Source organism: Streptomyces sp. NPDC041068 (genome assembly GCF_040647455.1).
In the GTDB taxonomy this organism is placed as follows: domain Bacteria; phylum Actinomycetota; class Actinomycetes; order Streptomycetales; family Streptomycetaceae; genus Streptomyces.
In genome coordinates this window covers 107,264-130,101 of the sequence record NZ_JBEZCG010000021.1, presented here as the reverse complement: position 1 = coordinate 130,101, position 22,838 = coordinate 107,264, and the positions used below count along the sequence as shown (strand labels likewise).

General features: G+C 71.3%; 18 protein-coding genes and 3 pseudogenes. 17 read left to right on the top strand and 4 right to left on the bottom strand.

Features of this window, described 5'->3' with window-relative positions; translation table 11 throughout:
• Window positions 1-65: 65 nt before the first annotated feature.
• From AB0B50_RS37510 to AB0B50_RS37490, 5 genes and pseudogenes are all read left to right on the top strand, one after another.
• A pseudogene (locus AB0B50_RS37510) lies at window positions 66-215 on the top strand (N-acetyltransferase); the annotation flags it as partial.
• Window positions 209-883: an aspartate/glutamate racemase family protein gene (locus AB0B50_RS37505; protein ID WP_362340361.1), complete on the top strand. Its 675-nt coding sequence runs from the start codon at window positions 209-211 to the stop codon at window positions 881-883. The pseudogene AB0B50_RS37510 and the gene AB0B50_RS37505, both read left to right, overlap by 7 nt.
• A gap of 139 nt (window positions 884-1,022) precedes the next feature.
• Window positions 1,023-1,208 (top strand): hypothetical protein, encoded by a 186-nt coding sequence (locus AB0B50_RS37500; protein ID WP_362340359.1) that lies wholly within the window; start codon window positions 1,023-1,025, stop codon window positions 1,206-1,208.
• Window positions 1,209-1,359: 151 nt separating this feature from the next.
• Window positions 1,360-2,340: an acetylxylan esterase gene (locus AB0B50_RS37495; RefSeq protein WP_362340357.1), complete on the top strand. Its 981-nt coding sequence runs from the start codon at window positions 1,360-1,362 to the stop codon at window positions 2,338-2,340.
• 122 nt (window positions 2,341-2,462) lie between these two features.
• Window positions 2,463-3,740: a transglycosylase family protein gene (locus AB0B50_RS37490; protein ID WP_362340355.1), complete on the top strand. Its 1,278-nt coding sequence runs from the start codon at window positions 2,463-2,465 to the stop codon at window positions 3,738-3,740.
• 81 nt (window positions 3,741-3,821) lie between these two features.
• On the opposite strand, the gene AB0B50_RS37485 is transcribed toward AB0B50_RS37490, so the two are convergent.
• Complete coding sequence (locus AB0B50_RS37485; RefSeq protein WP_362340353.1) at window positions 3,822-4,835, bottom strand: DMT family transporter; 1,014 nt, start codon at window positions 4,833-4,835, stop codon at window positions 3,822-3,824.
• A gap of 246 nt (window positions 4,836-5,081) precedes the next feature.
• Between AB0B50_RS37485 and AB0B50_RS37480 the strand changes: the two genes are divergently transcribed.
• Genes AB0B50_RS37480 through glgC form a run of 3 tightly spaced genes read left to right on the top strand, consistent with a single transcriptional unit; the run spans window position 5,082 to window position 8,271 of the window.
• A complete protein-coding gene (locus tag AB0B50_RS37480) occupies window positions 5,082-5,816 on the top strand; it encodes an IucA/IucC family C-terminal-domain containing protein (RefSeq protein ID WP_362340351.1) in 735 nt (244 codons plus the stop codon).
• Window positions 5,817-5,863: 47 nt separating this feature from the next.
• On the top strand, window positions 5,864-7,030 hold the full coding sequence (gene glgA / locus AB0B50_RS37475) for a glycogen synthase (RefSeq protein WP_362340349.1): 1,167 nt from the start codon (window positions 5,864-5,866) through the stop codon (window positions 7,028-7,030).
• Window positions 7,031-7,050: 20 nt separating this feature from the next.
• Complete coding sequence (gene glgC, locus AB0B50_RS37470; protein ID WP_362340347.1) at window positions 7,051-8,271, top strand: glucose-1-phosphate adenylyltransferase; 1,221 nt, start codon at window positions 7,051-7,053, stop codon at window positions 8,269-8,271.
• A 36-nt stretch (window positions 8,272-8,307) separates the two neighbouring features.
• Here the strand turns inward: glgC and AB0B50_RS37465 are convergent.
• A pseudogene (locus tag AB0B50_RS37465) lies at window positions 8,308-9,131 on the bottom strand (ABC transporter permease); the annotation flags it as partial.
• A gap of 1 nt (window position 9,132) precedes the next feature.
• Between AB0B50_RS37465 and AB0B50_RS37460 the strand changes: the two are divergent.
• The 3 genes and pseudogenes from AB0B50_RS37460 to AB0B50_RS37450 form a co-directional block, all read left to right on the top strand.
• A pseudogene (locus AB0B50_RS37460) lies at window positions 9,133-9,555 on the top strand (glycoside hydrolase family 2); the annotation flags it as partial.
• A 220-nt stretch (window positions 9,556-9,775) separates the two neighbouring features.
• Complete coding sequence (locus AB0B50_RS37455) at window positions 9,776-11,146, top strand: wax ester/triacylglycerol synthase family O-acyltransferase (protein ID WP_362340345.1); 1,371 nt, start codon at window positions 9,776-9,778, stop codon at window positions 11,144-11,146.
• 70 nt (window positions 11,147-11,216) lie between these two features.
• The gene (locus AB0B50_RS37450) at window positions 11,217-12,713 is read left to right on the top strand and encodes an SDR family NAD(P)-dependent oxidoreductase (protein ID WP_362340344.1); all 1,497 of its coding nucleotides are present in this window, start codon (window positions 11,217-11,219) and stop codon (window positions 12,711-12,713) included.
• Window positions 12,714-12,773: 60 nt separating this feature from the next.
• On the opposite strand, the gene AB0B50_RS37445 is transcribed toward AB0B50_RS37450, so the two are convergent.
• Window positions 12,774-13,652 carry an SDR family oxidoreductase gene (locus AB0B50_RS37445; RefSeq protein ID WP_362340342.1) on the bottom strand — a complete coding sequence of 293 codons (879 nt, stop codon included), beginning with the start codon at window positions 13,650-13,652 and terminating at the stop codon, window positions 12,774-12,776.
• A 216-nt stretch (window positions 13,653-13,868) separates the two neighbouring features.
• Between AB0B50_RS37445 and AB0B50_RS37440 the strand changes: the two genes are divergently transcribed.
• The 4 genes from AB0B50_RS37440 to AB0B50_RS37425 all read left to right on the top strand — a co-directional run bounded on the left by AB0B50_RS37440 (window position 13,869) and on the right by AB0B50_RS37425 (window position 19,174).
• Window positions 13,869-14,042 (top strand): hypothetical protein, encoded by a 174-nt coding sequence (locus AB0B50_RS37440; protein ID WP_167355632.1) that lies wholly within the window; start codon window positions 13,869-13,871, stop codon window positions 14,040-14,042.
• A 300-nt stretch (window positions 14,043-14,342) separates the two neighbouring features.
• Window positions 14,343-16,232, top strand: a complete 1,890-nt coding sequence (locus tag AB0B50_RS37435) for a family 20 glycosylhydrolase (RefSeq protein WP_362340340.1) — start codon at window positions 14,343-14,345, stop codon at window positions 16,230-16,232.
• Between the two features lie 105 nt (window positions 16,233-16,337).
• Entirely contained in the window at window positions 16,338-17,918 is a 1,581-nt protein-coding gene (locus AB0B50_RS37430) for an alpha-L-fucosidase (RefSeq protein WP_362340338.1), read from the top strand.
• 275 nt (window positions 17,919-18,193) lie between these two features.
• Window positions 18,194-19,174: a nitroreductase/quinone reductase family protein gene (locus tag AB0B50_RS37425; protein WP_362340337.1), complete on the top strand. Its 981-nt coding sequence runs from the start codon at window positions 18,194-18,196 to the stop codon at window positions 19,172-19,174.
• Here AB0B50_RS37425 and AB0B50_RS37420 read toward each other — a convergent pair.
• Window positions 19,087-20,220, bottom strand: coding sequence for a LacI family DNA-binding transcriptional regulator (locus tag AB0B50_RS37420; protein WP_362340335.1), 1,134 nt, complete (start codon window positions 20,218-20,220; stop codon window positions 19,087-19,089). The two genes, AB0B50_RS37425 and AB0B50_RS37420, sit on opposite strands and share 88 nt — an antisense overlap.
• A 315-nt stretch (window positions 20,221-20,535) precedes the next feature.
• Here AB0B50_RS37420 and AB0B50_RS37415 point away from each other — a divergent pair, with 315 nt between their 5' ends.
• Both AB0B50_RS37415 and AB0B50_RS37410 read left to right on the top strand, forming a co-directional pair.
• Window positions 20,536-21,831 (top strand): extracellular solute-binding protein, encoded by a 1,296-nt coding sequence (locus AB0B50_RS37415; RefSeq protein WP_362340334.1) that lies wholly within the window; start codon window positions 20,536-20,538, stop codon window positions 21,829-21,831.
• A 41-nt stretch (window positions 21,832-21,872) separates the two neighbouring features.
• Window positions 21,873-22,838: a sugar ABC transporter permease gene (locus AB0B50_RS37410; RefSeq protein ID WP_362340332.1), complete on the top strand. Its 966-nt coding sequence runs from the start codon at window positions 21,873-21,875 to the stop codon at window positions 22,836-22,838.

Below are 22,838 nucleotides of genomic sequence, written 5' to 3'. Positions count from 1 at the left end.
CCGTAGGAGGAGCGATGAGTGGGATCGAGATCCGGGACGATCGTGGTCGGAGTGTCCTCGAGGCGCTCGCCGCGCGGGAAGGTCTCGCCGTCGCGCCCCTGTGCCCCTACGTCGTGAAGTGGGCCGAGCGGCATCCCGGGCAGGCGCCCGCCGCCTCGGACGAGCTGATGCGGGCCGCGCTGGACAAGGCCAGGACGGATCCTTCGGCATGGTGACGCTGGGCCTGCTGCATACGTCCGCCGTGCACGTGCCGGTGTTCGACGGCCTGCGGGACGAGGGGCATCCCGGGGTCGAGCTGCGGCATCACGTGGTGGAGGAACTGCTGGAGCGGGCCCGCGTGGTGGGGGCGGAGGCAGTCGCTCCCGATGTGCGGGACGCCTTGGTCCGGGTCGTCGGTGGTGGGGCCGAGGGCGGCTCCGGCGGCGGGGTCGGTGCCGTGCTGTGCACCTGCTCCACCATCGGGGGTGTCGCCGAGGCGCTGGGGGGCGACCTGGGGGTTCCCGTGCTGCGGGTCGATCGGCCCATGGCCGCGGCCGCCGTCGCCTCGGGGCCTCGCGTCGTCGTGCTCGCCACGGTCGAGTCCACGGTGGGGCCGACCGTGGCCCTGGTCGAGGAAGAGGCGGTGCGGGCCGGTCGTGCGGCGTCCGTGCGGGCCGAGTTGGTGGGCGGGGCGTGGGAGCTGTTCCTGGCGGGGGACTCCGCGGGGTACGCGGAGGCCGTGGCTCGGGCGGTGCGAGGGGTGCGGGGCGCGGACGTGATCGTGCTGGCACAGGCATCGATGGCGGGCGGCGCGGAGCTGGATCCGGAGGGCGAGGCACGGGTTCCGGTGCTGTCCAGCCCGCGGGTGGGGCTTGCGGCGGCGGTGGGGGCGGCCGGGGGGTAGTGGATACCCTCCGGCCGCAGATGAACCGGGCCAGGCCCCCGCGGGGATTCGCGGAGGTCGGTCAGGCGTGGAAGGCTTGGGTGCGGGGGTCTCGGGTATGCGGGGGTGAAGCCGACGTATCGCTGGCTGGAGGACCGCAATGACTCAACCGTTCCCCGATCCCACGCCGCCCGCCCCGTTCCCGGAGCCCGAGCGGCCCTTCCCGGATCCGGACCCCGTACCGCGCCCCGAGCCCCGGCCGTCACCGGAGCCCTCCCCGTCGCCGATCCCCAAGCCGCCGGGTCCCGACCCCGTGCCCGAGCCGCAGCCGGGGCCGGTGTCCTGACGGGACAGATGTTCTGGCGGGTCAGGTGTCCTGACGGGTCAGGTGTCCTGACGCGACGGGTGTCCTGACCGGAGGAGAAACGCACCTGCCCGGCTCGGGGTTGCTGGCATAGCGTGACTTTCAGACGTCGCCGTCCGAAGGAGACACGCCCGTGCCGCAATTCGACCTGCCCCTCGAAGAACTGCGTCGCTACCGGCCCGAGTTGCCCGAACCGGACGACTTCGACGCCTTCTGGGAGAAGACGCTGCTGGAGGCGCGGCAGCATGAACTCGACGCCCGTTTCGAGCCGGTGGAGCTGCCGCTGACGGGCGTGCGGGTCTTCGACGTCACGTATGCCGGGTTCGGCGGGCATCCCGTGAAGGGGTGGCTCGTTCTGCCCGCAGGGGCGGAGGGCGGTGCGCCGTTGCCCGCCGTCGTGGAGTACATCGGCTACGGCGGCGGGCGCGGGCTGCCCCATATGCATCTGCTCTGGGCCGCGGCCGGCTTCGCGCACTTCGTGATGGACACCAGGGGGCAGGGCAGCGGAGGCTGGGCGCAGGGCGACACCCCCGATCCCGTGGGGAGCGGGCCCGCGTACCCCGGGTTCCTGACCCGCGGCATCGAGGACCCGCACGACTACTACTACCGGCGCCTGTACGTGGACGCGGTGCGGGCCGTCGAGGCCGTTCGAGCCCATCCCCTCGTGAATGCCTCGCGCGTCGCCGTGCTCGGGACCAGTCAGGGGGGCGGGCTCGCTCTCGCTGTCGGTGGTCTTGTCGCGGATCTGGCTGCTGTCGCGCCTGATGTTCCGTTCCTGTGTGACTTTCCCCGTGCGGCCACCCTCACCGATCGGCACCCCTACAAGGAGATCGGCTTGTACTTGAAGGCTCGGCGTGACGGTCGCGAGCGGGTCTTCGAGACGTTGTCCTATTTCGACTGCGTGCACTTCGCCGCGCGTGGGCGTGCGCCCGCCCTCTTCTCCGCCGCTCTGGAGGATCAGACCTGTCCGCCCTCCACGGTCTTTGCCGCCTTCAATTCGTATGCGGGGAGCGAGCGTTCCATGGAGGTGTACGCCTTCAACGACCACGAGGGCGGTGGTCCGTATCAGCAAGGCGTGCAACTGCGGTGGCTGGGAGGGTATTTGAGGGAGTGACTCGTTCAAGAGCCCCTTGGTGCCCGGCTCTTGTCACGGATTGGTCCAACCGGCTAGCTTGCGGGCTTGTTGTGTGACCGCTGTGCGCAATCCGTGATGACGTGTGTCTGAGGGGGCTCCCAATGGCCGTACGGGGTCGGCACCGCCGGTATCAGCCGAACCGCATCAACCGCGCGTCGCTCACCGTCACGGCGGGCGGCGCGGGCATGGCGCTCCCGCTGACCGTCGCGGGGACCGCGAGCGCCGCGGACGTCGACACCTGGAACAAGGTCGCGGCCTGCGAGTCGAGCAACAACTGGAGCATCAACACCGGCAACGGCTACTACGGCGGACTCCAGTTCAAGCAGTCCACCTGGGAGGCGTACGGCGGCACCGCCTATGCCCCGCGCGCCGACCGCGCCACCAAGGACCAGCAGATAGCCGTCGCCGAGAAGGTCCTCGACGCGCAGGGGCCCGGCGCCTGGCCGGTGTGCTCCGCGAAGGCAGGCCTCGCCCGGGGCGGCTCCTCGCCCGACGTCACCCCCAAGCGCGCCGTGAAGGACGTCAGGCCCGAGGTGACCCCGCAGTCCGCCGCGGGCAGCGCCGAGATGTACACCGTGGTCCGCGGCGACACCCTCTCCGGCATCGCCGACGAGCGCAAGGTCCGTGGCGGCTGGCGGCAGTTGTACGACGCCAACCGGCGTGTGATCGGCGGCGACCCGGATCTGATCACGCCGGGTCAGCGGCTCTCGGTGCACGGGACGGGCAAGGGCAAGGGGCAGGAACCGGTCAAGGAGCGGGCCCGGGAACGCGCCCAGGACCAGGCCGATGCCCGCGCCCGGCAGAAGGCCGCCGACAAGCGGGCCGCCGACAAGCGGGCCGCGGAGAAGAAGGCCGCCGAGCGTAAGGCGGCTGAGCGCAAGGCGGCCGAGCGGAAAGCCGCCGAGCGCAAGGCCGCCGAGAAGAAGCGCGAAACGCCGCGTTCCTCCGAGGCCTCCGCCCCGCGCGCCCGGCAGGCCGGGGCCGTCGCCCCTGTCGCCGCCTCGCCCAGCACTCCCTACCGCGCGGCGGGCGGATCCTGGTCGAAGGGCTATCACACGGGCGTCGACTTCCCCGTGGCCACCGGGACGTCCGTGAAGGCCGTCGCCGCGGGGCGGGTCGTCTCGGCGGGCTGGGGCGGCAGCTACGGCTACCAGGTCGTCATCCGTCACGCCGACGGCAAGTACAGCCAGTACGGGCACCTGTCCGCGCTCTCCGTGAAGGCCGGGCAACAGGTCGGCGCCGGGCAGCGCATCGCACGGTCCGGGTCCACCGGGAACAGCACGGGCCCGCATCTGCACTTCGAGGTGCGGACGGGGCCCGGCTTCGGTTCCGACATCGACCCCCTCGCCTATCTGCGGGCCCGTGGCGTACGGATCTGAGCTGGGGCCGAGAAGGGCCTGAAATCCGAGAGAAGGGGCCGAGAAGGACCTGTAATCCAGAAGGGCTCCGAAGGCTCCGAATCAGGACACGATGCGCTCGCGCCGCCCATGGTGGCGCGAGCGCGTCCTGCGGTGCACCGGCGTGATCGTGGTCTGGGTCGGCACCGCGCGCAGCGGCTCCGCGACGAGGGGCCGCGGCTCCGGCGGGGCCTCGGACGCGCCGTCCCGCGCCGCGGGGCACTCCACGGGCGCGGTCGACGTCTCCCGTGCGATCCGCTCCGTGGTGAGCAGGATCAGACCGCCCGCGGCGACGACTCCGCAGCCAAGGGCCAGGGCGGTGCCCGTGGCGCCGTAGCGGAAGGATTCTCCGAGCAGCGTCAGGCCGACCGCCGCCGCGACCACCGGGTTCACGACCGTCACCGTCGACAGGGGCGCCGCGAGGCCCGCGCCCCGGTACGAGGCCTGCGAGATCAGTACACCGGCCGAGGCCAGGGCCGCGATCACGGCGACGCTCGGCACCTGCTCGACGAGCGGAACGTTCCGGCTCCACTCCACCGCCACCGTCTTGGTGAAGACCGAGGCGATGCCGAAGGCCGCGCCCGCCGCGCAGGCGAGGATCACGCTGCGCACCACCGGGTGGCGGTGCACGGCGTGCGCCGTCAGCATCAGGGCGATCACACCACCGCCCGTGGCAAGGGCCAGCATGAGGTGCTCCGTGCCGCCCAGGGACTGCGAGTCGGACGACGAGGTGAGCGAGAGGAGCCCGGCGAGGCCCACCGTCGCCATGATCGCGCCGCGCCACGCGGTGGCCCCGGCCCTGCGCCGCACGAACACGGCGGCCATCGGCAGGGCGAAGACGATCGTCAGCGCGCCCAGCGGCTGGACGAGGCTGAGCGGGCCGTAGGCGAGAGCCACCACGTGCAGCAGCGCGCCGAGGCCGTTCAGGGCGACCGCGGTCCGCCAGGCACCGCGGCGCAGCGGGGCGTACCGCCGCTCCGGCGTCGTCGCGGCCACGCGCTCCTGCAGGATCGCCCCGCCGGCGTAGGCCACGGCGGAGACGAGGGAGAGCAGCACGGCCAGCGCGAGGGCACTCATGACGTGCTCCGCGGCGCGCGGTGGGTCCGGTGAACCCGGGCGGACGAGCGGTCGGCTTCCATGGATACAACGATGACGCGGGAAAGCCTCCGCGTCGTCGTACCTGAGCAGGCATTCGCTCCTACTGCCGATGGAGTACGGACTTCTTGTGTCCTCCCCAAGGTGGGCTACCCCCTAGGGGGACGGGAGGACGAGGGGCGACCCCCCGAGGATGGACGCGCCGACGGCGCTTGCTCTACTGCTGTCGTGAGCACCCACATCGACCTGGCAGAACTCGGATCCGTCGGCGGCTTCTTCGCCCTGCGCGCGGGCCCTGCGGACAGCGGTGCCGCGGTGCCGCTCGCCGAGGTGTACGGAGCGCCCCCGGAGGCCGCCGATCCGCTCGCCTTCCGCGTCGCGAAGGTCGCGCGACGGCTCGGCGCCCCCGAGGACCGCATCGCGGTGTCCGTGGCCCAGCTGGGGCTCGCCGCCCGGCTCTGGTCCGTGGCGCTCGGCTCCGCGGCCCTGTACGGGGCCGTGCCCGACCTCGATTCCGCACGGCTGCACTGGGACGCCGACGGCACCTCTCCCGACGACCTGTGGCTGACCGACGTACGCCTGCTGCCGGGCGACGCCGCTTCCGTACGCGATGTCGTGCAGCACGGCCACCTGGCGCCGCTCGCCGACGCCCTGCGCGCCCGCCACCGGATCTCCGCGGGGCTGCTGTGGGGCAACGCGGGCTCCGCGCTCGCGGGCGCCGTGCGCGAGCTGCACGGCTGGGCGGTGCGGGAGGGGCGGCCCGAGGCGGGGGAGCGGGCCCTGAGCCTTGCCGCCGAACTCTTCGACCACCCCGACCTGCGCGGCACCGGCACCCTGGAGGGCACCGCCTTCCGGCGCCGCAGCTGCTGTCTCTACTACCGCTGTCCCAGCGGCGGCCTGTGCGGCGACTGCTGCTTCGACCGGCCGCCGCAGCGGTCTTCCCCCGGGGCCGCGTCTGGGTGACCATGAGAAGGCGCGGCCGACATCGGGCGGACGACGGAGGGTTCTACGTGAAAGTGGGACTGCTCACCCGGGAGTATCCACCGGACGTCTACGGCGGAGCCGGCGTCCATGTCGAGTTCCTCGCGCGGGAGTTGCGCTCCCTCGTCGACCTCGACGTGCACTGCTGGGGCGAGGGAGGCGCGGACGGACTCCTGCGCCACCGGGCGTGGCCCGCGCTCGACGGAGCCAACGACGCCCTGCGCACCTTCTCCGTGGACCTGTCGATGGCCGCGGCGCTCGCCGGGCGCGACGTGGTCCACTCCCACACCTGGTACGCCCATCTCGCGGGCCACATCGGCAAGCTCCTGCACGGCATCCCGCACGTGATGACCTCGCACTCCCTGGAGCCCCTGCGCCCCTGGAAGGCCGAGCAACTCGGCGGCGGATACGCCCTGTCGAGCTGGGCCGAGCGCACCGCCGCCGAGACCGCCGACGCGGTGATCGCCGTGTCCGGCGCGATGCGCGAGGACATCCTGGCCTGCTACCCGGCGATCGACCCGGTGAAGGTCCACGGCGTCCACAACGGCATCGACACCGAGCTGTACCGTCCCGACCACGACACGGACGTCCTGGAGCGGCTCGGCATCGACCCCCGGCGCCCGTACGTCCTGTTCGTCGGCCGCATCACCCGGCAGAAGGGCGTGCCCCATCTGCTGCGCGCCGCACGGCGGTTGGACCGCGACGTCCAGCTCGTCCTGTGCGCGGGAGCCCCCGACACTCCGGAGATCGACGCCGAGTTCCGCACGCTCTTCGAGGAGCTGAGCCGGACCCGCGCGGGCGTCCAGTGGATCCCCGAGATGCTGCCGCGCCCCCAGATCGTCCAACTCCTCACCCATGCCGCGGTGTTCGCCTGCCCCTCGGTGTACGAGCCGCTGGGCATCGTCAACCTGGAGGCCATGGCGTGCGGCGCGGCCGTCGTCGCGTCGGACGTCGGCGGCATCCCCGAGGTCGTGGCGGACGGGACGACGGGCCTCCTCGTCCCGTACGAGGAGAAGGAACCCGATCGCTTCGAGCACGACCTCGGACTGCTCCTGAACAGGCTGGCCACCGACCCGGAGCGGGCGGCGGCGATGGGCACGGCCGGACGCTACCGCGCGCAGCGGGAATTCGGCTGGGGCACGGTCGCCCGTCGCACGGTCGAGGTGTACGAGGAGATCCTGCACGCCGACAGATAGCCGACAAGTAGGGGGCTGAGATGCGCGGTGGACCTTCGGTGCTCGGAATCGTGCTCGCCGGCGGAGAGGGAAAGCGCCTGCAGCCGCTCACGGCCGACCGGGCCAAACCCGCGGTCGTGTTCGGCGGGACGTATCGCCTCGTCGACTTCGTGCTCTCCAATCTCGTCAACGGCGACATCCTGCGCATCTGCGTCCTCACCCAGTACAAGTCGCATTCCCTGGACCGGCACGTGACGAAGACCTGGCGCATGTCGAGCCTGCTCGGCAACTACGTCACGCCCGTGCCCGCACAGCAACGCCTGGGACCGCGCTGGTACTTGGGCAGCGCGGACGCCATCCTGCAGTCCCTCAACCTCGTCCACGACGAACAGCCCGACTACATCGCGGTGTTCGGCGCCGACCACGTCTACCGCATGGACCCGCGCCAGATGCTCAAGCAGCACATCGACAACGGCGCCGCGGTGACCGTCGCGGGCATCAGGGTGCCGCGCGCCGAGGCGTCGTCGTTCGGCGTCATCACGCCCGCGCGGGACGGGACGCGGGTGGAGCGCTTCCTGGAGAAGCCCACCGACCCGCCGGGCCTGCCGGGCTCCCCGAACCAGGTCTTCGCCTCGATGGGCAACTACGTCTTCACCACCAAGACGCTCGTCGACACCCTCCAACAGGACGCGGAGAACGAGGAGTCGGTGCACGACATGGGCGGCTCGATCCTGCCCATGCTGACCGAGCGCGGCCTTGCCCAGGTGTACGACTTCGACGGCAACCACGTCCCCGGAGAGACCGCGCGCGACCACGGATACTGGCGCGACGTCGGCACGCTGGACTCGTACTACGAAGCGCACATGGATCTGATCTCCGACCACCCCGTCTTCAACCTGGACAACCGCCGCTGGCCCATCTACACCCACTCCGGCGGTCTGCCGCCCGCCAAGTTCTGCGCGGGCGGCATCGCGGGCGAGTCGATCGTCAGCCCCGGCTGCGTCATCCGCGGCCAGGTCACCCGCTCCGTCCTCTCGCCCGGCGTGACCGTCGAGGAGGGCGCGGTGGTGCAGGGCTCCGTGCTGCACGACAACGTCCGCGTCGGGCGGGGCGCGGTGGTGCGCGGCGCCGTCCTGGACAAGAACGTCGACGTACCGCCGGGCGCGACGATCGGGGTCAACCCGGAGCGGGACGAGGAGTTGTACACGGTCTCGAAGGGCGGGGTGATCGCGCTGGGGAAGGGGCAGGCGGTGCCGATGTGACGGTCCCTCCGGTCCCTCCGCGCAGGCGAACGGCGCTCACAGCGCCCGGCGCCCGCGCCCCAGCCACGTCTGCGCGATCACCACAAGCGCCAGGAAGGCGCCGCTGACGACCTGTTGGTAGGCGGAGTCGAGCGAACCGATCTGGTTGATGACGTTCTGGATCACCTTCAGGAGCAGCACGCCCACCAACGACCCGCTGATGAAGCCGGATCCGCCGCTGAGCAGCGTGCCGCCGATGACGACCGCGGAGATCGCCTCCAGCTCCATGCCGGAGCCGAGGATCGTCACGCCGGAGACCAGCCAGGCCGCGTTGAGCGCCCGGCGAGCCCGGCGCAGAGCCCCGACAGCGTATAGACGGCGATCTTCGTACGGGCCACGGGCGCGTCCATCAGCGCCGCCGCGTCCTCGTTGCCGCCGACCGCGTACACGTACTGGCCGAAGCGGGTGCGGCGCAGCACGACCGCGCCCGCGACGAACAAGGCGACCGTGATCCAGACCGGTGCACCGACGCCGAGCGGCTTGCCCTGGCCGAGCGCGGCGAAGAAGGTGTCCTTGTCGACCAGGTAGGTCGTGGACCCCTCGTCGGTGATCGACAGGAGGATGCCGTGTGCCCCCAGCATCGCGGCGAGCGTCACGATGAACGTCGCGAGCCGGGAGCGGGCGATCAGCAGGCCGTTGACCAGGCCGATCAGCCCGCACACGGCGAGCGGGAGCAGCAGCGCCACGGCCGTGCCGTACCGCGAACCCCAGGCGGCGAGGACACCGCCCAGGGCGAACAGCGAGCCGACCGACAGGTCGATGCCCCCGGTGACGATGACGAACGTCATGCCGAGCGCGACCACCGCGAGGAACGCGGAGGACTCGGGGCTCAATCTGGGGGCCGACGGAAACGCCGGCGACATCATGGACGAGCACAGCTATCCCAGCCCGGCCCCGCCGCCGCGCCCGGACGGCCAACGGGCCCTGGTGAGCGGCGAGTACGGCGGCCTCGGACTCGCGGTGCCCGGCCCCGCCTGGGCCGTGCAGCAGAGTTACGTCGACGTGGATCCAGCGACGTACACGGACGACTACATCGCCAAGCTGGACGAGGTGCGCGCGCTGGTCCGCAAGGGAAACAGCGGCGCGGTGCACACCCAGATCACCGATGTCGAGGGCGAGTTGAACGGCCTGCTCACCTACGACCGCAAGGTCGTCAAGCCGGACGTGCGGCGGGTGAGGGCGGCGCACGAAGCGCTGATCCGCGACGCGTCGCAGGCGACGGTGCCGGGCTGCCCGCGCTCTTGAGGCCGCCTCCGGCGGATTCCCGCCGGGCAGGTCGCGGTTCCTGAAGCGGGAAGTTCACATCTGCACCACATGGGCCACATCAGGCCCGCCTCTCCCAGAGAGGCGGGCCTTAATCTGTTGTTAACTCAGCGTAGCTTGATCGTACTTGACCGTAGTCGCTCGCGGCGGTTGACTTCTCGTTCGTCATCCCCCGCATCGTCCTCGACGCGAGAGCGATCCCTTGACTACATCGCCTGCAGAGACCTCTGACCTGCTCACACCCCTGGACCTGGCCTTCTGGAACATCGAGACCGCCGAGCACCCCATGCACCTCGGGGCACTCGGTGTCTTCGAGGCCGACGGGCCCGGCGCGGCGGAGCGCGCCGCCGAGCTCCTCGCGGACCGCGCGGCGGCCGTGCCGGGGCTTCGCATGCGCATACGTTCCGTCTGGCTCCCCGTCGGCGGCGCGACGCGCGTGCCCGTGCCCGCCTTCGACCCGCTGGAGCACGTCAGGCTCTCGGCCCCCGCGGCGGACTTCCACGCCGCGGCGGGGGAGCTCATGCAGCGGCAGCTGGAGCGCGAGCGGCCGCCCTGGGAGGCCCATGTGCTGCCCGGCGCCGACGGCACGTCCTTCGCGGTCCTTTTCAAGTTCCACCACGCCCTCGCCGACGGGCTGCGCGCGCTCACGCTCGGCGCGGCCCTCCTCGACCCCGTCGACCTGCCCGCCTCCCGGCCGCGCCCGCAGGCCCCCGCGGCATCCCGGTGGTCCGTCCCCGACCCGCGCAGACTGCCCGGTCTCGTCCGCGGCACCGTCGCGGAGGTCGGCCAGGCCCTCGGCATCGGCTCCTCCGTGGCGCGCGCGACCCTGGGGATGCGCTCCTGCGCCGCCCTCACCTCGTCCGCCACGGGCACCCGCCGCACCGCCGGGGTCGTCCTCGACCTGGACGACGTGCACCAGGTGCGCAAGGCCGTGGGCGGCACCGTCAACGACGTGGTGATCGCCGTGGTCGCCGGAGCCCTGCGCCGCTGGCTCGACGAGCGCGGCGACTGCAGCGAGGGCGTCGAGCCGCGCGCCCTGGTCCCCGTCTCGCGGCGCCGCCCGCGCACCGCGCAGCCGCCGGGCAACCGGCTCTCCGGCTATCTCGTACGGCTGCCGGTCAGCGACGAGGACCCACTGGTCAGGCTGCGCAGCGTGCGCACCGCCATGGACCGCAACAAGGAGGCGGGGCCGGAGCGGGGCGCGGGGGCCGTGGCGCTGCTCGCCGAGCACGTGCATCCGCTGGGGCACAGGATCGGCGGGCCCGTCGTCGCGCAGGCCGCCCGGCTGCTCTTCGACATCCTCGTCACCAGCGTCCCGCTGCCGGGGATCGGGCTGCGGCTCGGCGGCTGCCCGCTGGCCGAGGTGTATCCCTTCGCGCCGCTCGCCCGGGGGCAGTCCCTGGCCGTCGCCGTCTCCACGTACCGGGGCAGGGTGCACTACGGCCTGATCGCCGATGCCGCCGCCGTGCCCGATCTGGAGCTCCTCGCGCAGAGCGTGCGGGACGAGATCGACGGCCTCGTGGCGGTGTGTGCCCGGGGCGCGGGTTTGGTGACGGGGCCCGCCGCTACGTAAAGTTGCGCTTTTGGAGCTTCCGCGGACGACCAGATGCGCCGCGGCACGGAATGACGCGAGGACAGCGGCGATGACGGTGACAGACGAAAGCCAGGAGGGCCCTGTCGTGTACGGGCCCGGCATCGACCCGGACCGCCTCGCCGTCTGCCTCGCCGTGCTCGACGAGCTGGACAAGCTGGACGTGGACCACCCGGACGCGATCGCCGTGCGCCGGGCCACGGCCGGGATCTACCGGACGGTGAAGCAGCGCCGCCGCCAGGAGCGCCGCGCCGCCAAGACCGCCCACGACAAGGCCGTCACGGAGGCCACCGCCACCGGCTCCGCGCAGCGCATCGACGACGAGACCGAGGGCCTGCTGCCGTCCTCGCAGACCGAGGAGGGCCGGATCGCGGGGATACTCCAGCGCCCGCGCTCCTGCTACACCTGCAAGACCAGGTACGTGGAAGTCGACTACTTCTACCACCAGCTCTGTCCGGACTGCGCCCGTCTGAACCGGTCCAGGCGCGACGCCCGCGCCGACCTCACCGGCAAGCGCGCCCTGCTCACCGGCGGCCGCGCCAAGATCGGCATGTACATCGCGCTGCGCCTGCTGCGTGACGGTGCCCACACCACCATCACGACGCGGTTCCCCAAGGACGCCATCCGCCGCTTCAAGGCGATGGACGACTCGGCGGACTGGCTGCACCGCCTGGAGGTCGTCGGCATCGACCTGCGCGACCCGGCCCAGTCCGTCGCGCTCGCCGAGCGGGTCACCGAGGCCGGGCCGCTGGACATCCTGATCAACAACGCGACGCAGACCGTGCGCCGGCTCCCCTCCGCGTACGCCGCCCTGGTCGACGGCGAGAGCGCGCCGCTGCCCGCCGGGGAGCTGCCCGCCCACTCCGTCATCGGCGCCTTCAACTCCGGCGCCGTCGGTGCTCTCGGCGGATCGGCCGCGCTGCCCGTCGGCACCAGCGGTCTGGACGCCCAGAAGGTCGCCGACCTCGCGCTCGTCGCGGGCAACGCCAGCGTCGCCCGGCACCTGGACGGCACCGCGATCGACGCGGGCGGCCTGGTCCCGGACGTCGTCGACAGCAACACCTGGGTGCAGACCATCGAGCAGATCTCTCCCGTGGAGCTGCTCGAAACCCAGCTGTGCAACTACACCTCGCCGTTCATCCTGATCAGCGCGCTGCGCTCGGCCATGGCCGACGCGGCGAAGAAGGCGGCGAGCGGCCGTGCCTACGTCGTGAACGTCTCCGCGATGGAGGGCGTCTTCGGCCGCGGCTACAAGGGCGCGGGCCACCCGAACACGAACGCCGCGAAGGCCGCGATGAACATGGTCACGCGGACCAGCGCCCAGGAGATGTTCCAGACCGACGGCATCCTCATGACCTCGGTCGACACCGGCTGGATCACCGATGAGCGCCCGCACTACGACAAGCTGCGCCTGGCCGAGGAGGGCTTCCACGCCCCGCTCGACCTGATCGACGGCGCCGCCCGCGTCTACGACCCGGTCGTGCGCGGCGAGGCGGGCGAGGACCTGTACGGCGTCTTCCTGAAGGACTACGCGCCCGGCAAGTGGTAGCGGCGGGGGCCGCGGGTCCTCGACGGGGGACGGTGGGTCCTCAACGGGGGCGTCAGGCCCTCAGCGGGTGTCGGGGCCCGTCGTGCGCAGGCGCTCGTGCACCGCGTACGACGGGCCCTTTCCCGTGAGCGACGTGCCGCTTCCCGCATGTGATGTGCCGTTTCCCGTCCAGGCCGCGCGCACCCGCGTGCCGCCGTCCACGACCAGGTCCGTCCCCGTGACCCAGGCGGCCGCGTCCGAGACCAGCCACAGCACGGCCCGCGCCACGTCCTCGGGCTCCCCGATGCGTCCGAGCGGGAGCCCGGCCGCGAGCTCCTGCTCCGCCCGTGCCCAGACGAAGCGGGCCATCTCGGTGCGGACCAGGCCGGGCGAGACGGAGTTGACCCGGACCGAGGGGGCGAGCTCGCCGGCCAGCTGACGCGTGAGGTGGAGCAGGGCCGCCTTGCTCGTGCCGTAGGCGCCGACGTTCGGGCCGACGTGCTCGGCGCCCTCCGTGCCTACGTTGACGACGGCGCCGCCGTGCTCCGACATCCAGGCCCGCCAGGCGAGTTGGGTCAGGCGCAGGGCGGCGTCGACGTTCACGGCGAAGGCCGTGCGCCAGGCGGCGGGGTCGGCGTCCATCAGCGAGCCGTAGGGCGCGTTCGTCGCGGCGTTGTTGACGAGGACGTCCAGCCGCCCGAACTCGCGCATGGCGAGATCCACGCAGGTTTCGAGGTGCGCGGGGTCGGCGACGTCGCCCGTCAGGCCGACCGCTTTCGCGCCAGTCGCACGCAGTGCGTCCACCGCGGCCCGTACTCCGTCGGCGTCACGCGCGGTGACGACGAGCCGGTGGTGGGCCTGCGCGAGGGCCCCGGCGACGGCGAACCCGATCCCGCGGGAGCCGCCGGTCACCAACGCCACTCCTGGCGTAGCCGTCTCCTGCCCTGCCTGGTCCGTCATTGTCCGGAATCAACCCCTATCTTTCGAGCCCCATCGAGCGCGGGTCCGCTCATTTGGTTAACCTAAGGCGAACGGGTAGCCATCAGGGAGCCACAAGCCTCCCTCGGCCGCCCCGGGACAGGCCGGCACCACGGCCGCGGTCCCGCCAGAGACGGCGCCACCGCGACCGAACTGCCCTGACTTGTCCCTCCGTTACGCGACACAAAGGAGTGCGCGGTGACACCAGATCTGACGAAGCACGAAAAGCGACCGGCGGAACGCGGCGGCGAACGGGCCGGCCGGCCCCAGAAGCTCCGCAACCTGGAGGCGTGGGCCAAGGCGGCCCCGATCCGCCTGGCCGGCTACGAGGACGACCTCGCCGAGCCGCACATCCTCCCCGGCATCGACTGAGGGGACTCCGCCCCGCTCCGATCGGGCACCACACCGATCCGCTTCGCCACGCGCCCCCGCCCTGCGACGGCCGGGGGCGCAGGTGTGAGCGCACCCCTCTCAAGGCCCCACGCCCGGCATGCGCGGGCCCGGACTCGTCGATCTTCCCGGGAACGCCCGTCTCGTCGCCTCGCTGGATTCATCCGATGGATTGACATCGGTCCGGGCGAGGGTCGGTGGGGTGAGGCCGCAAGAATGTCCAAGTCCCCGTGGCGCGTGATGCATTGACACCTTCGTGGGACGCTTGAATCATCGGACCTCATGACCGAACTGCGTTCGCTCTTTCCGTCCCGCCCCCGGTTGCCGCGCGTCGTCGGTGCGGTCGCGGCGCTCGTCCTGCTCGTGGCGCCGGTTCCGGGTGTCGCCGTTGCCGAGGAAGCCCCGCCGGGTGTGCCGCGTACCGTTCCCGCTCTCGCCGACTGGACGCCCGCCGACGGGAGTTACCACTACGGGGCCGGTACCCGTCTCGTCGCGCGCGATCCCGAGGCGCGGCGCGTCGCCGCCACGCTCGCCGATGATCTGGAGGCCGCGGGCAAAGGGCGCGTGCCCGTGGCGCGCGGTGCCGCGCGTGACGGGGACATCGTGATCGACGTCGACCGTGCCCGGAAGGCGCTGGGCTCCGAGGGGTACCAGCTGCACGCGGGTGGGCGGCTCGAGATCACCGGGGCCCGCGAGGCCGGGGCCTTCTACGGCACCCGCACCCTGCTCCAGCTACTCGCCCGGAGCGACCGCGTCCCGGCCGGGCGCACCGTCGACGTGCCGCGCTACAAGGAGCGCGGCGTCGGAGTCTGCGCCTGCTACATCAACATCTCCACGCCGTGGCTGGAGAACCTGGTGCGCGACATGGCGTATCGGAAGCAGAACCAGCTGCTCCTCGAGCTGAAGGTGAAGAGCGAGCGGCACCCCGAGGCCAACTCCTGGGGCTACTACACCAAGAGCGAGATGCGCCGGCTCGTCGCGCTCGGCGAGAAGTACCACGTGACGATCGTTCCGGAGATCAACTCCCCGGGCCATATGGACCCTTGGCTGGAGAAGCGGCCCGATCTCCAGCTCACCGACTCCGACGGCAAGCCCCAGCCCTCGCGCCTCGACGTCACCAAGGACGCCGCCTTCGCCTACTACACGAGCCTCGTCGACGAGTACGCCGAGGTCTTCCCCGCGACGTCCTGGCACATGGGCGCCGACGAGTACATGCTCGGCTCCGACTTCGCCAAGTACCCGCACATCCTGGAGTACGCGAAGAAGAAGTACGGCGAGAACGCCACCCCGCAGGACGCCTTCATCGACTTCGTGAACCGCGTGCACGCCTACGCGCGGAGCAAGGGCAAGGACCTGCGCATCTGGAACGACGGTCTCACCGGCGACCACACCGTCCCCGTCGCCCCCGGCGCCACCGTCGAGCACTGGCTGAACGTGAAGACCAAGCCCAGCCGACTCATCGCGCAGGGCCATCCGTTGATGAACGCCGCCTACTCCCTCTACCTCGTGCGCGGCGGCTTCCACACCGACACCGAGAAGCTGTACGACCAGCGGTGGGACCCGCGCAGCTTCGAGGGCGAGAAGCTCGCCACCGGCGACGGCATCACCGGCGCGAAGATCAGTCTGTGGCCCGACAACGGCCGCGGCGAGACGGAGAACGAGGTCGCGGCCTCCATGGCGCTGCCGCTCGCCCACATCGCACAGGTCACCTGGGGCAACGCCCACCCCGACACGACGTACACGGAGTTCACGGAGCGCGCGAAGTCCGTTGGTCACGCGCCCGGTTGGCGTGACCTGACGAAGATCCCCGTCGCCGAAGGGGCGTACATCCTGCGCGACACCAAGGGCCGTGCCGAGCCCCTCGACGTCGAGGTGAAGCGCACCGCCGACGGATACGTGACGCTCGCGTCCGCGGCGAACGGCACCTGCCTGGAGACCCGCAGCGGCAGGCTCACCCTCAACGTGCCGCTCCAGCCCGGCACGGCCGTCACCGAGGAGACCTGCGACGCCGCGAACACGCTGCAGCGCTGGCAGCTGACGAAGGTGCCCGGCGGCCACCGGCTCACCAACGCCATCACGCGCATGGCCGCGCACGTGACGCGGGGCGGGCGGATCGTGCAGTACCCGCAGGACCAACGCGCGCCAGCGGTATGGACGTTGACCGCCTCCTGACCCCGACCACCCGGCCTCCTCGCCCTGACCGCCTCCTGACCCCGACCACCGGGCCTCCTCGCCCTGACCGACTTCTGGCCCCGACCCGAGGGAGACAGAACCCCCATGACCGTCAGCAGGCGCCTCTTCATGGTCGCCGCCGTCACCACGGCCGTCGCCGCGTCGAGCACCTCGCTCGCCGCGGCCGCCCCGACCGCCGTCGGTACCGGCGGCACCCAGCCGCCCCACCGCATCCCCATCGGTCCGGGCGACTCGCCCGAGACCCTGGTCACGAAAGCCTCCCAAGTCAGGCCCACCGCACGGCAGATCGCCTGGCAGAAGCTGGAGCAGACCGCGTTCCTGCACTTCGGCGTGAACACCTTCACCGGCCTCGAATGGGGTACGGGTGACGAGGACCCGGACGTCTTCCAGCCGTCCGGCCTCGACACCGACCAGTGGGCGCGCGCCCTGCGCGACGGCGGCTTCAAGCTGGCCATCCTCACCGTCAAGCACCACGACGGCTTCGTCCTCTATCCCTCCCGCTACACCAAGCACAGTGTGGCGAGCGGCAGTTGGCAGGCGGGCGAGGGCGACGTCCTGCGCTCCTTCGCCGACTCGATGCGGCGCCACGACATCAAGGTGGGCGTGTACATCTCACCCGCTGACGAGAACCAGTACCTCGACGGCGTCTACGCCAACGGCAGCAAGCGTGCCCCGCGCACCGTCCCCACCCTCGTGCCGGGCGACGACCGGGCGGGCGGGAAACCGCGCTCCTTCACGCTCGACGCCACCGACTACGGCGCCCACATGCTCAACCAGCTCTACGAAGTCCTCACCGAGTACGGGCCCGTCGACGAGGTGTGGTTCGACGGAGCGCAGGGCCGTATCCCGCCGGACAAGGTGGAGACGTACGACTGGGACAGCTGGTACATGCTGATCCGCGCGCTCGCTCCGGACGCCACGATGGCCGTGCGCGGCCCGGATGTGCGCTGGGTCGGCAACGAGGGCGGCCTGGCGCGCGAGAACGAGTGGAGCGTCGTCCCGGTCAAGGACTCCGGCAACGGCAGCATCGACTACGCCCTCAAGTACGACGCCCCCGACCAGGGCAGCCGCGAGGCGCTCGTCGAGGCCCGCTCCGCCGCCCAGTACCTGCAGTGGTGGCCCGCCGAGTGCGACGTGTCGATCAGGCCTGGCTGGTTCTACCACGAGGACCAACAGCCCAAGTCCGTCGAGGAGTTGACGGACATCTGGTTCCGGTCGGTCGGGCGCAACTCGGTGCTGCTGCTCAACATCCCGCCGGACGAGCGGGGCCTGTTGCCCGACGCGGACGTGGCCCGGCTGCGGGAGTTCCGCGAGCGCATCCGCAAGGAGCTGCCGAGGGACCTCGCGCGCGGCGCACGGACCCGGCACGACCGCGCCGCCGGCACCGTCACCGTCGACCTCGGCAAGCCGCGCGAGGTCGACCGGATCCGCCTCGCCGAGGACATCAGGCGCGGCCAGCAGCTGGAGCACGCGGTGATCGAAGTGCGGGCCGAAGGGCAGACCGGCGACGGCTGGCGGACGGTGGCCGAGGTCGACACGGTGGGCGCGAGCCGCGTGCTGGCCCTGGCCGCCCCGGTCACGGCGCGGGTGTGGCGGCTGCGGGTGACGCGGTCGCGGCGGACCGTGCGGATCGCGGAGTTCGGTCTGTACCGCTCCAGGGTGTGAGAGCGGCCCCGCGTTGACATCCGGGGGAGTGGGTGACTGTAATGGTGCTCGTGCCGCGTGGCGCCGACCAAAGAGCAGTGGGCAGGTCGGCGATCGGGCGAGCACCTTCACTCAAGGACGACGCCGATGAACACGTCGTGAGTTCACACCACAGGGCTTCCGCCTGATCCGCGCGCCTTCGCGCGCTCCCGCCATGCCTCTCTCGCGTGGCGCTCCCTCACCGTCACCGCGCCCGGCGCGGTCCCGAACACCTTGTACGGAGATTGCACACCGTCATGCCCACGCCTTCCACGCCCACGCCTTCCACGCCCACAGACCCCACGTCCTCCACGCCGACCACCTTCAACCAGTCCGTGATCGACGAGTTCCGCGCCAACGCGGGCAAGGTCGGCGGCCCCTTCGAAGGCGGCGACCTCCTCCTGCTCACCACCACCGGCGCGAAGTCCGGCAAGGAGCACACCACCCCGCTCGGCTACGTGCGCGACGGCGACCTGCTGCTTGTCGTCGGTTCGAACCTCGGCGCGCCGCGGCATCCCGACTGGTACCACAACGTCCTGGCCCGCCCCGCGGTCCGTGTGGAGCTCGGTGCCGAGGAGTTCCAGGCGATCGCCGTCCCCGCGGAGGGGGAGCGGCGCGACCGCCTCTTCGAGGGCGTGGTGGCCGCCGAGCCCGGATACAGCGACTACCAGGCGCGGACCAGCCGCGTGTTGCCGGTCGTCGTCCTGGAACGCCCCGCGCACGAGGCCGACATCCCCGCCGAGACAGGCAACTTCGCGGACAAGATGGTGCAGGTGCACCTCTGGCTGCGCGGCCAGCTGCGGCATGTGCGGGACGAGACCGAGGCGCACTTCGCGGCGCTCGCCGCACACCAGGGGTCGGGGGTGCCGCCCGCCCCGGGGCTCGGTCTGCAGATCCGGCAGCACTGTCTGGCGTTCTGCGACGCCCTGGAGTTCCATCACACCAGCGAGGACGTGCACCTCTTCCCGGCGATGGCGGGCTACCACCCCGAGCTGCGCGAGACCTTCGACCGGCTCGCCGACGAGCACCGGACGGTGGCCCGCATCCAGGGCGAACTCGCCGCGCTCCTCGCCGACATCGGGAGCGCGGACCCCGACCGGTTCCGCACCGAACTCGCCCGCATGTCACAAGAGTTGACGGCCCACCTCGACTACGAGGAGGAGTCGCTGCTCCCGATTCTCGCGGAGCTCCCGTGGCCTCCGGGACCCCCCGGTGGCGCGGGCGGTGCAAAGGACTGACCCCGTACCATCCCCGTACTCTCCCGCTCGATGAGCCGCGGCAACGGCACCTGCACCGTCGCCGCCGGCCCGTCGTCCAGGAGGGCGAGCAGTTCCCGGGCCGCGGTGCGGCCGAACGCCACCGTGTCCCGGGACAGGGCCGTCAGCCACGGGTGCACCATGCGGCACAGCGCCGAGTCCTCCCAGGCGACGACCGAGACGTCGCCCGGGACCGCGAAGCCCAGGGATCTCGCGGCGGCGACACCGGCCACGGCCATCACGTCGTTGTCGTACACGAGAGCCGTCGGCGGCTCCGCGGACTCCAGGACCCGCCGGGTCACGGCGGCGCCCTCCGCGTCCGAGTAGTCCGTCGGCACCGAACGCACCCCGGACAGACCGCGGCTGTCCGCCTCCGCGCGCAGGGTGCGGATGCGGCGCTCGGTGTGCGCGAGGCCTTCGAGGCCCGCGATGTGCACGATGCGGCGGTGTCCGAGCGCGTGCAGATGGCCCACGACCGACGCCATGGCGCCCGCGTCGTCCGCCCACACCGTGGACAGGCCCGGATGCTCCGCGTCCGGATCCGGCACGCCGCCCGTCACCACGGCGGGCAGGCCCAGCTCGTCCAGGAGCGCGGGCCGTGGGTCGTCCGTGCGCGGGTCCACCACCAGGACGCCGTCCACCCGGTGCTCGGCCCACCAGCGGCGGTAGACCGCGCACTCGGCGTCCACGTCCTCCACCACCTGGAAGAGCAGCCCCAAGTGCCGCTCCGCGAGGACCTCCTGGATGCCCGAGATCAGCTGCAGGAAGAACGAGTCGACGCCCAGCGTCGCCGCGGGGCGCGCCACCACCAGGCCCACCGTCGCCGAGCCCTCGCCGGACAGGGCGCGCGCCGCCGTGCTGGGCCACCAGCCCAGCTGCTCGGCGACCCTGCGCACCCGGTCACGGGTGATGTCGGAGACGCCGGGCCGGTCGTTGAGCGCGAAGGAGACGGCGCTCTCGGAGACCCCGGCGCGGCGCGCGATGTCCTTCATGGTCGGCCGGCGCGCCGGTGACCGCTTGCCTTGCACCCGTTGCCCCTTTCCTGGCTGTCCCGGCTCTCCTGGTCGCCGGTTTCCTGGCTCCCGGATACTAATGCGCTTGAGCTGCCTGACTCTAAAGCGCATTAGTCGCTTGCCGCAAGGACCTCAATGCACCCTTCTGACCTGGGCAGTTGTGGCCCCTTGACAGGGATCATCGCAAGGGATCACGGAAATTCGCCCGCCCGAATCCATTGACTTCTCCCGGCCGTTCCATGCAGGGTCTGCCTCGGCGTGGATTGCCCGGCTTCGACGGCGGCGGTCACCGCCGTCTCACGCTGGGCCGAGCAAAGGAGCCGTTTCACCGTGCGTATCTCCCGTATCCCCCGCAGAGCGGTCGCCGCAGGCGCCGTCCTCGCCGTCCTGCTGCCGTTGAGCGCCTGTGGCGACGGAGACGGCGGCGGCTCCACGGACGCGTCGGGGAAGATCGAAGGCAAGATCACCTTCCAGACCTGGAACCTGAAGGCCAACTTCAAGCCCTACTTCGAGGGCCTCGTCGACGAGTTCGAGAAGAAGTACCCCGGCACGGAGGTCAACTGGGTCGACCAGCCCGGCGAGGGCTACGCCGACAAGATCAGCGCCGACGCCGCCGCGGGCACGCTCCCCGACGTCGTGAACGTCTCGCCCGACCTCGTCGCCCCGCTCGCCAAGGCGGGCATCGCCCTCGACCTCGACAAGGCCGCGGGCAAGTACGAGAAGGAGTACCTCCCCGGAGCCTGGAAGAGCCACCAGATACCGGGCACCGAGGGAACGTACGCCTTCCCCTGGTACCTGAACACCGGACCGCTCTTCTACAACAAGCGGCTGTTCAAGGACGCGGGCCTCGACGAGAGCAAGCCCCCGAAGACCTACGAAGAACTCTTCGACCAGGCACTGCAGTTGTCGAAGAAGAGCGACGGAAAGATCGCCACGCTCGCCAACGTCCCCACCATCGAGGACTTCGGCCGCTACGGCGTCCCCCTGATGAACGAGGAGGGCACCGGCTTCAGCTTCAACGACGCGAAGGGCGTCGAACTCCTCACCGAGTACAAGAAGTTGTACGACGCCAAGGCGCTCGACGGTCAGGCCCTGACCGCCACGCCGGAGTCGACGGGCAAGAAGTTCCTCACCGAGGCCGTCGCCATGAACCCGGGCAGCGCGCTCGACCTGGAGAAGTTCAAGAAGGAAGCGCCGAAGCTCTACAAGAACATCGGCATCACCCCGCAGATCAGCAGCACCGGCAAGGACAACATGTACGTGATGGGCGTGATGGTGAACGCCCGTACCAAGCAGACCCCGGCCGCCGTCGCCTTCGCGCACTTCGTCACCGACGCCGAGCACCAGATGGAGTTCGCCAAGCAGGTCGCGATCTTCCCGAGCACCGAAGGCTCCCTGGACGACCCGTACTTCACCAAGCAGGACGGCAAGGAGGAGACCCGGGTCCGTGTCGCCGCCGCCAAGTCCATCAAGACCGCGGTGAACTACACGCCCGTGCTCTTCAGCGAGCAGATGAAGGTCGAGCTGCGCAACTCCGTGGCCAAGGCCCTGCAGGGCAAGGAGAGCCCCAAGGAAGCACTTGACAACGCTGTCAAGAACTGTGACCGGCTGCTGAAGCAGAGCTGAGCTGCGGCGCCGTGCCGAGCCATGACCAGGGAACGTCAGCCATGAAGACCCGTACTGCCCCAAGCCCTCCGGACGCGAGCCGCGCCGCCGCGGAAGCCGCGGACGGCGGCCGGCCCGCCGACCGGGGCCCCGCCAAGATCAGGCGTCAACTGCCCACCAGTCCCTGGCTGTTCGCCGCACCCGGGCTCGCGATCGTCGCCGTCTTCATCCTCTATCCGTTCATCAGCACGCTCAACAACTCCTTCACCGACAAACGGACGTTGATGCCGGGCGAGTACGTGGGCCTCGCGAACTTCCGTGAGCTGCTGCACGACGACATGTTCTGGATCGGCCTGCGCAACAGCACGCTGTACGTCCTCGTGGTCGTCCCCGCGCTCGTCCTGCTGCCCCTGCTGCTCGCGATGCTCGTCCAGAAGCACCTCCCCGGCATCACCTTCTTCCGGTCCGCCTTCTACACGCCGGTGGTCGCGTCCATCGTCGTCGTGGGCCTGATCTGGGTGTGGATGCTCGATGAACGCGGCCTGGTCAACGCGGTGTTGGAAGCGGTGGGCGTCGGCAGGGTCGGCTTCCTCAGCGACCAGTGGCTGCTCCTGTTCAGCGCCATGGCCGTCACGGTCTGGAAGGGCCTCGGCTACTACATGATCATTTATCTGGCGGCGCTCGCCAACGTGCCGCGCGAGCTCCACGAGGCGGCGGCTGTCGACGGCGCGGGGGCCGTGCGCCGCTTCTTCAGCGTCACCGTGCCCGCCGTGCGCTCCACCATGGTCCTGGTCGGCGCGCTCTCCTCGGTCGCCGCCTTCAAGGTGTTCTCCGAGGTGTATCTGATGGCAGGCCCCACCGGAGGACCCGCGGGCGAGGACACCACCCTGGTGATGCTGGTGCAGCGCGTCGGCACCGGCCTGACCGGACGGGTCGGCTACGCCTCGGCGATCTCGGTCGTCGTCTTCGTCGTCACCGTCGCGCTGATGCTGCTCGTGCTGCGGGCGGACCGGAAGGAGGACGCGTGA

What these genes read in the sequence shown, in the direction of transcription:
- AB0B50_RS37505 (WP_362340361.1), top strand. Translation starts at nt 209, where the DNA reads ATGGTGACGCTGGGCCTGCTGCATACGTCCGCCGTGCACGTGCCGGTG.
- AB0B50_RS37500 (WP_362340359.1), top strand. Translation starts at nt 1,023, where the DNA reads ATGACTCAACCGTTCCCCGATCCCACGCCGCCCGCCCCGTTCCCGGAG.
- AB0B50_RS37490 (WP_362340355.1), top strand. Translation starts at nt 2,463, where the DNA reads ATGGCCGTACGGGGTCGGCACCGCCGGTATCAGCCGAACCGCATCAAC.
- AB0B50_RS37485 (WP_362340353.1), bottom strand. Translation starts at nt 4,835, where the DNA reads ATGAGTGCCCTCGCGCTGGCCGTGCTGCTCTCCCTCGTCTCCGCCGTG.
- glgC (WP_362340347.1), top strand. Translation starts at nt 7,051, where the DNA reads ATGCGCGGTGGACCTTCGGTGCTCGGAATCGTGCTCGCCGGCGGAGAG.
- AB0B50_RS37450 (WP_362340344.1), top strand. Translation starts at nt 11,217, where the DNA reads ATGACGGTGACAGACGAAAGCCAGGAGGGCCCTGTCGTGTACGGGCCC.
- AB0B50_RS37445 (WP_362340342.1), bottom strand. Translation starts at nt 13,652, where the DNA reads ATGACGGACCAGGCAGGGCAGGAGACGGCTACGCCAGGAGTGGCGTTG.
- AB0B50_RS37435 (WP_362340340.1), top strand. Translation starts at nt 14,343, where the DNA reads ATGACCGAACTGCGTTCGCTCTTTCCGTCCCGCCCCCGGTTGCCGCGC.
- AB0B50_RS37430 (WP_362340338.1), top strand. Translation starts at nt 16,338, where the DNA reads ATGACCGTCAGCAGGCGCCTCTTCATGGTCGCCGCCGTCACCACGGCC.
- AB0B50_RS37425 (WP_362340337.1), top strand. Translation starts at nt 18,194, where the DNA reads ATGCCCACGCCTTCCACGCCCACGCCTTCCACGCCCACAGACCCCACG.
- AB0B50_RS37410 (WP_362340332.1), top strand. Translation starts at nt 21,873, where the DNA reads ATGAAGACCCGTACTGCCCCAAGCCCTCCGGACGCGAGCCGCGCCGCC.